Here is a 12,475-nt window from a genome sequence, read left to right on the forward strand (position 1 = left end):
ATCGTAAACGCTAGCGTGGGTATCTAGCTTTCCGCCGATGATGATGTATCTGCCGTCGGGGCTTACGTCCACGCCGTGCGGACTTTTAGACTCAGGCAGCAAAAATAGCGCGTTAGCCTTAACCGCCGCTTCTATGCTAACCACCCTATGGCCGTTATAAATTTTATAATTTTTCGGATCTTGGGCTAGCTTTTCGATAACTTGCCAGTTATAAATATGCATATAGTCCGTATCGTTTCTACTAGCGCCCGCTTCAAACGGAGGCAAACCCTTTTCGATACCGCCCGTATACATCTCGGAATTTATAGAGTTGGTAAATCCCCAACCGAAGCTCTCGCCTTTACCCGCGTCGCTTAGATCTTGCCAGTAAGGAGGAAGTTCGAGCGAAAAGGAGGCTTTCTCGTCGATTTTACCCTTCGGATAGTCGAATTTCCAAAACGTAATCGCACCGCGATACGCGCTTTCGTATTCGTCTATGGAGTGGTAGTTGTTGTCAAACGGAGCGGCGTATTGGCTAGCTTCGATGACGTATTCGGAGTTTGGAGTGATAAACGTACCGCCGTGCTCGCTTTTTAAGATCGGATTTACTACGATTTGCGTGGTTTCGAAATCGTGCAAATTTATAACGGCGATGCGAGGACTGGCCTTATCGTTTATAAAAAGATAATCGCCGACGTATTCGCCGTTTTTCTCCGTAAGCGCAGGGTGGTGCGTATCGCCCCAGGCTATCTCTTTACCGCGTACGGCGCCGCTTTTTAGCACGGCTTTGCTCTCTTCGTCAAAGCCGTATCCTTGCCAAGGCTCGGGCGTAAAGACGCCGATAACTTTTAAAATTCTCATAGACGGCACGCCGTAGACCATCACCTGTCCGCTCTGACCGCCCGATGAAAATACGATGAAATCGTCTTTTCTGCCGCTAGGCTGATAAGTCTTAGCCGCGGCTAGTATATCCTTTTCGCTTAGGTTGCGCTGCTTCATGATCGTTTGCAGATCGCTGTCGGCGCTCGCCGCGCTAAATGAAAAACCCAGCGCCAACGCAGCCGCCGCGCAGGAGTTTAAAACTTTTCGCATTCTGTCTCCTTTTTGAAAGATTTATATCAAATTTTGATACTAAAATTTTTCCGTAACGCTTGCTTTGCCGTTAAAATCCACGCTAAAAAGCCCGTTTTTAGTTAAAAATAGTCCCGAAATTTTATCGTCCGCAGCGCGTTTTGAAGCTAAAATTTTAAAATTTTTATCCGTTTTATAAATAGCGCCGTCCGCGCTTGCGAAATATATAACCGCGTTTTCGCCGTCCGCGCCTAAATTTTCGTCCGCGCTCGCTACCGCGGTAATCGCCGAATTTGAAATTTTAAACATCTTTTTATCTTTTAGCGTAGCGACTCGTCCGTCCGCAAGCCCGAATACCGCATCGTCTATCGCCGCTACGTAGCGAGCCGTAAGCGGCGCGGCGGGCAGCTTAAAAAGCTCGGCGGCGCGTAAATTCGCGTCCGCGCTATAAACCAGACCGTCCCAGCCCGCTATAATAAGCGCGTCTTTTAGCTTAATACAGGCGGCGATCCTATAAATTTGCCCGAAGCTTTTACGCGTAACTTTGCGCGAAGCCTCGTCGTAGATAGCTAGCGTATTGCGCCCCAAGACGGCGTAAATTTTACCGTCCGCCCAAAAAACGCGCGAAATTTCGGCTAAATTTTCGCCCCCTAGTATTATCTCGCTCGAATTAGCCGGATTTTGCTCGTTAAGTTTTATTACTCCGCCGTAGCGCGTGCCTAATAAAATTTCGCCTTTTCGGTAGGCAAGCGAAATAACCGTGTCTTGTTTTATCGTCTTAGCGCCGTTTAAATTCGAATTATAAATTTTAACGCTATCCTCGCTTAAAACCGCGGTCTTTTCGGTACTAGCACTATAAGCGCAATCTAGCGTGCGTGCGAACGCCGACGTAAAAAATAGCAATATATAAAATACAAATTTCATATTTTTTACCTTTGCCGACTTTCTTGCGTAAAATTTCATACGATTTTTATGAAATATACTATTCAAATCTTAAAAATCGCATTAAAGTTTTATTCCGTTTAAGGCGTGCGAGGCATAAATAAAAAGCGAAATTTATAAATTTTTTTTAAGAAAATAAACGGAAATTTTAGGCATCTTTATGACAAATAGCTTAAATTTGAGTTTAAAGATAAATAAGCGAAAATTTTAAGCCCTTTGCGCGTATTTTGATATTTTCGCGTTTTTGGGCCTTATTTGCTTAATGCGCCGGCGTAGTTACGATCTGAAGCGCCGAGGGCGGACTAGCCCGCCCGTTTGAGCGGGGGCGGACTAAATTTGTTTGCATCCCCACTCGGGATAAAATTTTCTAACGTAAGCGTTTAGCTCCCTTTCGGCGTCGCTATACTCGCGGTTTGAAGCGTTTTTGGCGTCAAATTCGCAGTCATACCCATCGCCTAAAAACTCCGTTATCATACCCGCGCCCAGCGTCGCGTTAGTATAGCGGTCGATCACGATAAAAGAGCCGCTTTGGCGGTTTTGCTCGTATAAATCCGCGCATACGCTCTTATCTAGGCTCACGGCGCATTTTGCGATGTCGTTTAGCTCTAAGCGCCGGGCTTTAAGCTTTTCAAAATTATTGACGTCGCGTTTATATAAAATTTCGTCAAATTGCGCGTTTATCAAGTTTGAGTTGATTTTGATTAGATATTGCTCGCCGGGCGTTAGCGGCGCTTCGTTCATCCAGACAATATTTGCGTTAAATTTTCGCGTTACGCGCGGCAAATTTGCAGGTTTTGCTATCATATCGCCGCGGCTAACGTCTACCTCGCGGTCGAGGCAAAGCGTGATAGCTTGGGGCGCAAAGGCCTGGGGCGCGGTTTTAAACGCGTCGTCTTTGCCTTTGACGCCAAGGTCTAGGTTATCGGTCGTTACTATGGATTTTACGCGCGCTTTTTTATTTGACGGCAGTACGACTACTTCGTCGTTTTCGCGTATTTCGCCGCCCGTTATAGTGCCGCAGTAGCCGCGGAAATTTAGATGCGGACGATTTACGTACTGCACGGCAAATCTAAACTCGCTAGGGCGGTCCGGGCTAACGTCTAGCGCGTCTAGCGTCGGCAGTAACGCAAGCCCTTTATACCACGGCATATTTTCGCTATTTTTTAAGATATTATCGCCGTTTAGCGCGCTAATTGGGATAAAGTCGAATTTTATCCGCTCGCTATGAGGTAAATTTCGGCTCATTTTTAGATAATCGCTCTTAATATCCTCAAAAACGTCTTGCCTAAAATCCATCAGATCCATTTTATTTATCGCTACTATAATGTGCCTAATGCCTAGCAAACTCGCGATAAACGAGTGGCGCTTGCTCTGCGTTAAAACGCCTTTTCTAGCGTCGATTAAGATGACTGCGACGTCCGCCGTACTCGCGGCAGTCGCCATATTTCTGGTGTATTGCTCGTGGCCGGGGGTGTCGGCGATGATGTATTTTTTCTTATCGGTGCTAAAAAATCTATACGCCACGTCGATCGTGATGCCTTGTTCGCGCTCGCTGGCTAGTCCGTCTACTAAATTTGCGAAATCTATCTCGCCGCGTTCGTTTCTAGCGCCGTTTAGCTGGTCTTCAAAGATGCCCTTAGCGTCGTAAAGCAACCTGCCTATTAGCGTAGATTTGCCGTCGTCTACGCTACCGCACGTGATAAAGCGCAAAATATCTACGCTCTCGTTTCGCTTTAAAAATTCTCTCAAATCCATTAAAAATACCCCTCTTGTTTTTTTGCTTCCATCGACGAGCCTTCGTCTGAATCTATGAGCCTGCCTTGGCGCTCGCCGCTGTTTGCTACCAAAAGCTCGGCTACGATCTTTTCTAGCGTATCGGCCTCTGAGCTAATAGCGCCCGTTAGCGGGTAGCAGCCTAGCGTGCGAAAGCGCACCAGCTCGTCTTTGGCGGAGGCTCTAAGCTCCTCCGGCATTCGCTCGTCGTCTACTAAAATTTTAGCGCCCTTATACTCCACGACGGGACGAATTTTGGCAAAATATAGGCTTGGAATCGGGATATTTTCAAGCATTATGTACTGCCAAATATCAAGCTCGGTCCAGTTGCTAAGCGGAAATACGCGGATACTTTCATTTTCCTTTATGCGGCCGTTGTAGATATTCCATAGCTCGGGGCGCTGATTTTTAGGGTCCCAGCGGTGAAATTTATCGCGAAACGAGTAGATACGCTCTTTTGCGCGGGATTTCTCCTCGTCGCGCCTAGCTCCGCCGAAAACCGCGTCAAATTTATACGTATCTAGCATCTGTTTTAGCCCCTGCGTTTTCATGATATCCGTGTGCATGGAGCTGCCGTGTATAAAAGGCGAAATGCCCATCTGCTCGCCTTTTGGATTTACGTAGACGATTAGCTTCATGCCGCTTTCTTTGGCTCTGCGGTCGCGAAACTCTATCATCTCGCGAAATTTCCACAGCGTATCGACGTGCACCAGCGGCACGGGCGGCACGGCGGGATAAAACGCCTTTTGCAACAAGTGCAGCATCACGGAGCTATCCTTGCCGATACTATAAAGCATCGCCGGATTTTTAAACTCCGCGACCACTTCGCGCATTATATGTATCGACTGCGCTTCTAGGGCTTGAAGATGGGTTAAATTTTGCATATTTCTCCTTTTTCTTAAATTTAACTGCTTTTTAGCGGCGACCCGGAATTCGCCGTTCAAATTTGAGCTTTTTTAGCTCGCTCATTCGTCCGCCCGCTCGTTTTCGCGCTTGCACCGGCCATATAGCTAAATTTAGCGCTGCCAAGGGCGGATCTAGGCGCGTAAAATTTAAAGCCGAATTTGACCTCAAATTCGAGCGCAAAGAGCTAAGGCGAAGTATCGCGAGACGGATTTGAAAGTCGTGCAAAAATTTAATCGAGACTATGTATAAATCCTGTCGCGGATTAAATTTTTCTTCTGCTTGCAGTTGCGAGCAAAGCAAAGCAAAAATCTCTTTCAAAAGCACTCGCAAGACGAGCCGACGGCTACAAAATTTAGTCTCGCCCCTTTATATGCAGCCCGCACTCTTTGTGGTTAGGATCCTCCCACCACCACCTGCCCGCGCGTATGTCCTCGCCCGGTTTTATCGCGCGGGTACAGGGCTCGCAGCCGATACTGGCGTATCCTTTCGTATAAAGCTCGTTTACGGGCAAATTTAGCTCGCGCGCGACGCCCCACATAAACTCGTCGCTAAAATCAAATAACGGATTGATTTTTTTTAAATTAAAATTCGCGTCCGTTTCGCACAGGCTAACGCCCGTTCTAGTTACGCTTTGCGCCGCACGTATGCCGCTTATCCACGCCTCTTTTTCGTTTAGAGCCTCGCGCAAAGGAATCATTTTTCGCTGATGGCAACAAAATTTGCGGTTTTCTACGCTATCTCTCATGCCCCATTGCCCGATCTTTTCATCTACTCGGGCTAGCGTCTCGCCGCTAATGGCGTATGTTTTTATCTTGATACCAAAAAATTTCTCTACCTCTTTTTGATACTCTAAACTCTCTTTAAAAAGCTTATGCGTATCGAGGGTAAAAATTTCAAGCCTATCTAGATCAAAGCCCGATTTTAGAGCCATATCTATCGCGATACAGTCCTCTATCTGGTGCGAAAACGCCAGCGCGACGCGCCCTTTTATCTCTGCCAAAACCGCCGCCAAACGCGACGTCGCTTCATTATATGTAGTAATCACAAAAACTCCCGTCCTCTTGCGAGTAGCTATGTACGCTAGTAAAATTTAGATATACGAATTTTAAATTTTTCTCTTTTATGTCTTTAAATTTCGCGCTCGTGATATCGACCTCGACCATATCCGCGCTTTCTTGCATCTTAATATCAAGCCTAATGCGAGAGCCTAAAATTCGGCTATGCACGATCTCGCCCTTTTTAGAGCCGGCGCTGTATTCAAAGCCAAGCTCTATCTCGTGAGGCCGCACGAAAAGCAGATCTCCCGCGCTCTCGTCGCTTACGATACCATCCGCGCCCACTCTGCCGCGAAAGAGATTTACGTTGCCCAAAAAGCTATACACGAAAGGATTGGCCGGTTTTTCGTAAACGTCTACTGGCGTGCCTACTTGCTGGATCTCGCCTTTATTCATCACGACTATTTTATCGCTTACTTCTAGCGCTTCTTCTTGATCGTGCGTAACGAACACGCTAGTAATGTGAATTTCGTCGTGTAGCTTTCTTAGCCACCTGCGTAGATCTGCTCTAACCTTTGCGTCTAGCGCCCCAAACGGCTCGTCTAGCAGCAAAATTTTAGGCTCCACCGCTAACGCCCTAGCTAGCGCCACGCGCTGTTTTTGCCCGCCGCTTAGCTCATCGGGAAAGCGCCCCGCCAAGCTTTCTAGCTGGATCATTTTTAGCAGGTGCATGACGCGCTGCTTTATCTCGTCTTTGCTTGGGCGCGAGGCTTTTGGACGGACGTTTAGTCCAAACGCGATGTTATCAAACACGCTCATATGCCTAAATAGCGCGTAGTGCTGAAAAACAAAGCCTATGCCGCGTTCTTTTATGCTTTTGCGGCTGACGTTTTCGCCGAAAAACGAGATTTCGCCGCTACCTGCGTTTTCTAGGCCTGCGATTATGCGAAGTAGCGTCGTTTTGCCGCTGCCGCTAGGTCCTAAAAGCGCGGTTAGCTCGCCTTTGTTTATCTCTAAATTTACGTTTTTAAGCGCGACGAAATCGCCGAAATTTTTATTTAAATTCGATATTTTTATACCCATTTAGCCCCTTTTGCTAGCTTTTTGAACTAAAAATTTTAGCGCCAGCGTGACTACCGAGAGTAGCAGCAACAAGCTAGCTACGCTAAAAGCCGCTACGTAAAGATAATCGCTGTATAAAATTTCTATATAAAGGGGCATCGTGGTAGTTAGCCCGATTATCTTGCCGCTTACGACCGCCACGGCGCCGAATTCGCCCATCGCTCTGGCGTTTGTTAGCACTACGCCGTAAAATAGCCCCCATTTTATGTTCGGTAGCGTAACGCTAAAAAATGTGCGAAGTCCGCCAGCGCCCAGACTAAACGCCGCCTCTTCCTCGCTATTTCCTTGCTCTTGCATTAACAAAAGCGTCTCCTTGGCTACAAACGGAAAGGTAACGAACGCGCTAGCTAGCAAAATCCCCGGCAGTGCAAAAATCACGTCGAAATTTATCGCGCTAAAAAATTTTCCCAAAAAGCCGCTATTTCCAAAAAGCAGCACGAACATTAACCCTGCGATAACGGGCGAAACGGCAAAGGGCATATCTAAAAGCGTAAGTAGCACAGTCTTGCCACGAAACTCGAATTTCGCCGCCGCGTAGGCTATCATAACGCCAAATACGGTATTTATAACCACGCAAAATCCCGCGCAAAGCAGGCTAAGCTTTACCGCGCTAATCGCGTAATCGTCGCTAATCGCGGTAAAATAGCCGCTAAGCCCGTCTTTTAGGGCTTCTGATACGATGGTATAAAGCGGAAGCGCGATAAAAACGAATAAAAACGCGGCGCTAATTAAAAGCAAAACGGGCTTTAAAATTTTCGGTTCGCTCATTTTGCGACCTTTTTTTGTATGAAATTTATCAAAAATAGCGAGGCAAACGCTACTAAAATCATGAAAAATCCGATTACGGCGGCTTCTTGATAATTAAAACTATCTAGGCGCGAGACGATTAAAACGGGTAAAATTTCGCTTTTAAAAGGGATGTTGCTCGAAATAAAAATGACCGAGCCGTATTCGCCAAGGCCTCTGGCAAAGGCTAGCGCAAAGCCCGTTATCAAGGACGGAAGCAGGCTTGGAAGCATTATTAGCCTAAAAATTTGCCAAAAATTCGCGCCTAAATTTTCGGCCGCTTCAAGCACTTGTTTATCAAAATCTTTTATAACGGGCTCCGTCGTCCGCACTACAAACGGCATACCTACGAATATCAAAACGATTACAACGCAAGTAAAATCCGCCCCTTGCAAATCTATGCCGAGCCTTAAAAGCGCAGCGCCCATAACGCCGCCGTGCGAAAATAAATACGCCAGGCAAATCCCAGCCACCGCCGTAGGTAGCGCAAAAGGAATATCTATAAGCGAGCTAATAAAGCCCTTGCCCCAAAATTCGTAACGCGCCAAGCACCACGCGATAATAAAACCGAAAAGCGAATTTATCGCTGCGGCGACGAATGAAGCCGTAAATGAAAATTTAAGCGCCGATAATACGCGAGGATCGCTGATAACGGCTAAAATTTCGCCTATGCCGCCCTTAAAGCTAAAAGCACCCAGAGCCGCCAGCGGCAGTAAAACCAAAAAGCAAACGTAGCTAGCGCCAAGACCGAAGCAGATATTAAATCCCGGCAAAATCGAGGGCTTTTTAAGTAAAAATTTTCTCATTTTTTGCCCTTCGCTACGATCTCGTAAATTTTATCAAACTCGCCTCCGTCGCTAAAATGCCGCTTTTGCGCCGCGTCCCAGCCGCCAAAGCTATCTATGCTTATTAAATTTATTCGCGGGAAAATTTTCTCGTATTTTTTAGCGACGCTTTCATCCGTCGGGCGGAAGAAATTTTTCGCGATGATCTCCTGCGCATCGGGCAGATAAAGGCGCGCCAGATATTCGCGGGCAAGTTGGGCGTTGCCGTTTACGGCGGCGTTTTTGCTTAAAACCGCGACAGGAGGCTGCGCTAGGATGCTAAGGCTTGGGTAGATAATCTCAAACTCGTCCTCTCCTAGCCTTGCTTTGCTAAGATACGCTTCGTTTTCCCACGCAATCATCGCGTCGCCGATACCGCGGCGTATGAAAGTGTTTGCCGACCCGCGAGCGCCTGCGTCTAGCACGGGAGCGTTGGCGTAGAGTTTAACCAAAAATTCGCGAATTTTATCCTCGTCTCCGTCAAATTTAGCCGCCGCGTAGGCGTATGCGGCTAGGTGGTTATACCTCGCGCCGCCTGATGTTTTGGGATTTGGAGTTACGATTTTTACGTCGTTTCTTACTAGATCGTCCCAGTCTTTTATACCTTTTGGATTGCCTTTTCTAACCAAAAATACGATCGTGGAGTTGTAAGGCGCGGAGTTTAGCGGGAGCTCTTCTTGCCACGAAGCGTCCAAAGCGCCGCTTTTTCGCGCGACGGCGTTAATGTCGTAGGCAAGAGCCAGCGTCGCGACGTCGGCTTTTAATCCGTCTATTAGCATCCTAGCCTGCGCGCCGCTACCGCCGTGGCTTTGTAAAATTTTAATCTTTTTGCCGCTTTTTTGCTCGTAGTATTTAATAAAAAGCGCGTTATATTCTTTAAAAAGCTCCCGCGTCGCGTCGTACGAGACGTTTAAAAGCTGTTGCGCGGCGGCAAAATTTATAAGCGCTAAAAAGATTAAAATTTTATTCAACCGCTATCCTTTCGCATTTTGATTTCAAGCTTAGCGATTTTTCGACGACGGGGCCGATTATTAAAATCGCCGGACGAGCGCATTTTAGCGCCATAGATTCTAAATTTTTTATTCGTCCGACGATCGCTTTTTCATCCGCTCTATCTATATTTGAAACAAACGCCGCGGGCGTATCTAGGTCTAAATTTAGCTTTCTTGCCGCATTTAAAATTTCGCCCGCGTAAGCGTGCGCCATAAGCGCGACCGTCGTAATGCCTTTCGTTTTTAAAATTTCAAGCCAAGCGGTATTTATCTCGCCGCCTTTTAGATGCGCCGAGACTATCAAAACGCCGCTGCTAACGCCCCTAATCGTGGGCGTAATAAGCGCGCTAGCACATCCGGCAAAAACCGAACTAACGCCGCTAATTAGCTCAAACTCTACGCCGTTTTCCTCTAAAAAGCTCATCTCCTCAAACGCTCTGCCAAACAAGCTCGCGTCGCCGCCTTTTAACCGCCCGACGGTCTTGCCTTCTTTTGCCAGGCTTAGCATAAGGGCGTTTATCTGCTCTTGCGTCGCGCTATCTTCGTCTTTGCCTTTGCCTACGTTAATAATCTCTACGCCTAAATTTCGTAAAATTTCGCGCGTATCCTCGCCGACTAGTTTATCGCTTAGAGCTACGTCTAGCAGCTCAAACGCTTCAAGCGCGCCTAAGGTGAGATTTTGAAGGCTGCCGCTGCCGCAGCTAATTAAAAAAACTTTGCCTAAATTTTCGCGGCACTTCGGTTTTAAAATTTCGGCCTTTTGCGGGTTAGAATTTTCAATCGCCTCAAGCCTGGCTAGTTTCAGCTTCGGGATAAAATCAGCTAAATTCCTAGGCAAAATTTTAGCTATTTTATCTCTTACGAGCGCGGCTAAGCTAGGACTCGCGCCGCTAGTGCTAACGCCTACGCTAAGCTCGCCTAAATGCGCGTTTGCGGTAAAATAAAAATCGCTTAAAGCAGGCTTATCGACTACGTTTAGCAAATAGCCCGAGCTTTTACGCTCGCTAAATAAAGCTTGCCCTAAATTTTCATCTCCGCTAGCATCTATTATTATTTCAAAACCGCTTAAATTTTCGCCCAAATTTTGCCGCGTTAGCTTGCGAATTTTTACGTTTTTATCGGCAAAAAACGGCTCTAAAATTTTTTCGGCTAAAATTTCGCACTCCCAACTAGCCGCTTTTAGGGCTAAAAATTTTTGCCGCGCGACCTTTCCGGCTCCGATTAAAAGCACGCGTTTGGGCGTAAGGGCTACTGGTAGGGTCATTAAATTTTATCTTTTAGCGTTTCGCCAAAAAGCGCGTCCGCGCCGTAGTCGTAATACGCTTTCGGGTTTTCCTCAAACGTCCCCACGCGCTGATACAGCCCGCAAAGCTCGGTTATGACGCTATCTCCGCCGTTATCGACCCAGTCGTTGAAGTTTTTAAACTCGGATTTTACCTGCGTAAATTTTTTAAGCGTTTGATAGACGAATTCGGGCACGTGATAAGCGGCCACGCCGCCTACTTTTTTGCCGAATTTGCTTTTGCCTTCTTTTAGCTCGCCGCCGGCAAATACGCTGTAATAAGGAAGCGATCTGCCGTCCTCGCGCCTAGTGCCGCCCATAAAGCCTAAATTTGCGTTTTGATGAGCGGTGCAGGAGTTTGGACAGCCCGACATCTTAATAACGATATCTTTTAAAAGCGAAAAGTCTAAATCGCTGTTTCTAATATGATCGTGGATAGCCTCCACTGCGCCTTTTGGACGGCAAATACCAAGCCGACAGGTCGATGCGCCCGTGCATGGAGTCATGTTTGCAAACACGCGCGGATCGGCGCTCATAGGCGAAATCTCCGCGATAACCGGATAAAGCGCGATAAGATCGGTCTTTTTGAGATTTTTTAAGATGATATGCTGATCTCGGCTTATAAAAAGCGAATCTTTTAGGCCTAGTTTAATAAGCGCTTTTGATAGCTTTATCGCATCGTCTCCGCGCACGTTTCCCCACAAAAACGGCACTACGGCGTAGTAATAGCCCTTTTGTTTTTGCGCGGTTACGTAGTTTTGCGCCCAGGCTTTTTGTGCGGCGGAAAATCTAACGCGAGGTTCGCTTACTAGCGGCTTAACGCCCCTTGGCTCTTTGATGTCCAGCCTCCATTTTTCGCTTGAAGCTCTAATTTTTGCGACCTCGTCCTCGATCATTTTAAAAATCGTCTCTTTTCCTAGCTTCTCGGCGGCGTGGCGCAGGCGGGCGGAGTTTCTATGCTCGTAATCGCCGGTTTTAGCAAACACGAGCTTGATAGCTTGCGCGTATAAAAAGGCTTCGTTTGCGGGGATGAAACTTTTAAATTTATCGCCTAGGCGCGGTTTTGAGCCCATTCCGCCCGCGACGTAGACTATAAAGCCTTTTTTGCCGCCTTTTTTGGTCGCTATAAAGCCCGCGTCCGTGATAGTCGCGTTTGCTCGGTCAGCCTTGGAGCCTGAAAAAGCGATTTTAAATTTCCTAGAAAGTCCGTAAGAATCGGCTCTGCCGATAAGCATGCTAGTAATGGCGTTTGCGTAGGGAAGGACGTTAAAAGCCTCGTCTTTGGCGACTCCCGCTAGCGCGTCGCAAACTACGCCTCTAACGCAATCCCCGCATGCGCCGCGCGTAGTCATATTTATCGCGGCGATCTCGTTTTCAAGCTCTATAAATTCGTCGTCTTTTACAAAATGAATCTGAATGCTAGCTCTCGTAGATAGATGCAAAAATCCGTTGGCGTAGCGCTTGCAAAGCTCGCCTAGGCGCGCGAATTCTTTCGCGCCAACGCCGCCGCCGTGCGTTTTTACCCGCGCCATGTAGCTGTCTTTTACGCGCTGTTCGTATATCCCAAACGCCACGCGAATTTTCTCAAAACCTTTAAAATCAAGCTCGCCGCTTTTATATTCTTGCCATTTTTGCCTAAAAAATTCCGCGTCTTTGACGCTTACTTCCGCCGGAATAATATAGGTGTCCATCGTTTGCCTTTTTATAAAATTTGGGCGAGATTTTACAATAAATTTACTTAAAGGGATAAAACGCTATTAAAAATTTTAGGCTCTGTGTGCTAAATGTATTGCTAGACAGAGA

At 47.0% G+C, this 12,475-nt stretch carries 10 protein-coding genes and 1 pseudogene; all 11 read right to left on the reverse strand.

Features of this window, described 5'->3' with window-relative positions; all coding sequences use genetic code 11:
- A pseudogene (locus QZ147_RS05360) lies at positions 1 to 1,071 on the reverse strand (cytochrome C); the annotation flags it as partial.
- A gap of 39 nt (positions 1,072 to 1,110) precedes the next feature.
- Positions 1,111 to 1,974: a hypothetical protein gene (locus tag QZ147_RS05365; RefSeq protein ID WP_295147876.1), complete on the reverse strand. Its 864-nt coding sequence runs from the start codon at positions 1,972 to 1,974 to the stop codon at positions 1,111 to 1,113.
- Between the two features lie 348 nt (positions 1,975 to 2,322).
- The gene (gene cysN, locus QZ147_RS05370; protein WP_295147879.1) at positions 2,323 to 3,747 is read right to left on the reverse strand and encodes a sulfate adenylyltransferase subunit CysN; all 1,425 of its coding nucleotides are present in this window, start codon (positions 3,745 to 3,747) and stop codon (positions 2,323 to 2,325) included.
- Positions 3,747 to 4,649 carry a sulfate adenylyltransferase subunit CysD gene (cysD, locus tag QZ147_RS05375; protein ID WP_295147881.1) on the reverse strand — a complete coding sequence of 301 codons (903 nt, stop codon included), beginning with the start codon at positions 4,647 to 4,649 and terminating at the stop codon, positions 3,747 to 3,749. Before cysD ends, cysN begins: the two co-directional genes overlap by 1 nt.
- A 374-nt stretch (positions 4,650 to 5,023) precedes the next feature.
- Entirely contained in the window at positions 5,024 to 5,716 is a 693-nt protein-coding gene (locus QZ147_RS05380; RefSeq protein WP_295147884.1) for a phosphoadenylyl-sulfate reductase, read from the reverse strand.
- Complete coding sequence (locus QZ147_RS05385; RefSeq protein ID WP_295142907.1) at positions 5,700 to 6,749, reverse strand: sulfate/molybdate ABC transporter ATP-binding protein; 1,050 nt, start codon at positions 6,747 to 6,749, stop codon at positions 5,700 to 5,702. Before QZ147_RS05385 ends, QZ147_RS05380 begins: the two co-directional genes overlap by 17 nt.
- Positions 6,750 to 7,556 carry a sulfate ABC transporter permease subunit CysW gene (cysW, locus tag QZ147_RS05390; protein WP_295147887.1) on the reverse strand — a complete coding sequence of 269 codons (807 nt, stop codon included), beginning with the start codon at positions 7,554 to 7,556 and terminating at the stop codon, positions 6,750 to 6,752.
- Positions 7,553 to 8,380 (reverse strand): sulfate ABC transporter permease subunit CysT, encoded by an 828-nt coding sequence (gene cysT / locus QZ147_RS05395; RefSeq protein ID WP_295147889.1) that lies wholly within the window; start codon positions 8,378 to 8,380, stop codon positions 7,553 to 7,555. The genes cysW and cysT overlap by 4 nt, the downstream gene beginning before the upstream one ends.
- Positions 8,377 to 9,369: a sulfate ABC transporter substrate-binding protein gene (locus tag QZ147_RS05400; RefSeq protein WP_295147891.1), complete on the reverse strand. Its 993-nt coding sequence runs from the start codon at positions 9,367 to 9,369 to the stop codon at positions 8,377 to 8,379. Before QZ147_RS05400 ends, cysT begins: the two co-directional genes overlap by 4 nt.
- Entirely contained in the window at positions 9,362 to 10,654 is a 1,293-nt protein-coding gene (locus tag QZ147_RS05405) for an SAM-dependent methyltransferase (RefSeq protein WP_295147894.1), read from the reverse strand. Before QZ147_RS05405 ends, QZ147_RS05400 begins: the two co-directional genes overlap by 8 nt.
- Positions 10,654 to 12,363: a nitrite/sulfite reductase gene (locus QZ147_RS05410; RefSeq protein ID WP_295147896.1), complete on the reverse strand. Its 1,710-nt coding sequence runs from the start codon at positions 12,361 to 12,363 to the stop codon at positions 10,654 to 10,656. Before QZ147_RS05410 ends, QZ147_RS05405 begins: the two co-directional genes overlap by 1 nt.
- Positions 12,364 to 12,475 lie beyond the last annotated feature (112 nt).

Source organism: uncultured Campylobacter sp., from assembly GCF_905371695.1.
In the GTDB taxonomy this organism is placed as follows: Bacteria; Campylobacterota; Campylobacteria; order Campylobacterales; family Campylobacteraceae; genus Campylobacter_A.

What these genes read in the sequence shown, in the direction of transcription:
- cysN (WP_295147879.1), bottom strand. Translation starts at nt 3,747, where the DNA reads ATGGATTTGAGAGAATTTTTAAAGCGAAACGAGAGCGTAGATATTTTG.
- QZ147_RS05385 (WP_295142907.1), bottom strand. Translation starts at nt 6,749, where the DNA reads ATGGGTATAAAAATATCGAATTTAAATAAAAATTTCGGCGATTTCGTC.
- cysT (WP_295147889.1), bottom strand. Translation starts at nt 8,380, where the DNA reads ATGAGAAAATTTTTACTTAAAAAGCCCTCGATTTTGCCGGGATTTAAT.
- QZ147_RS05365 (WP_295147876.1), bottom strand. Translation starts at nt 1,974, where the DNA reads ATGAAATTTGTATTTTATATATTGCTATTTTTTACGTCGGCGTTCGCA.
- cysW (WP_295147887.1), bottom strand. Translation starts at nt 7,556, where the DNA reads ATGAGCGAACCGAAAATTTTAAAGCCCGTTTTGCTTTTAATTAGCGCC.
- QZ147_RS05410 (WP_295147896.1), bottom strand. Translation starts at nt 12,363, where the DNA reads ATGGACACCTATATTATTCCGGCGGAAGTAAGCGTCAAAGACGCGGAA.
- cysD (WP_295147881.1), bottom strand. Translation starts at nt 4,649, where the DNA reads ATGCAAAATTTAACCCATCTTCAAGCCCTAGAAGCGCAGTCGATACAT.
- QZ147_RS05405 (WP_295147894.1), bottom strand. Translation starts at nt 10,654, where the DNA reads ATGACCCTACCAGTAGCCCTTACGCCCAAACGCGTGCTTTTAATCGGA.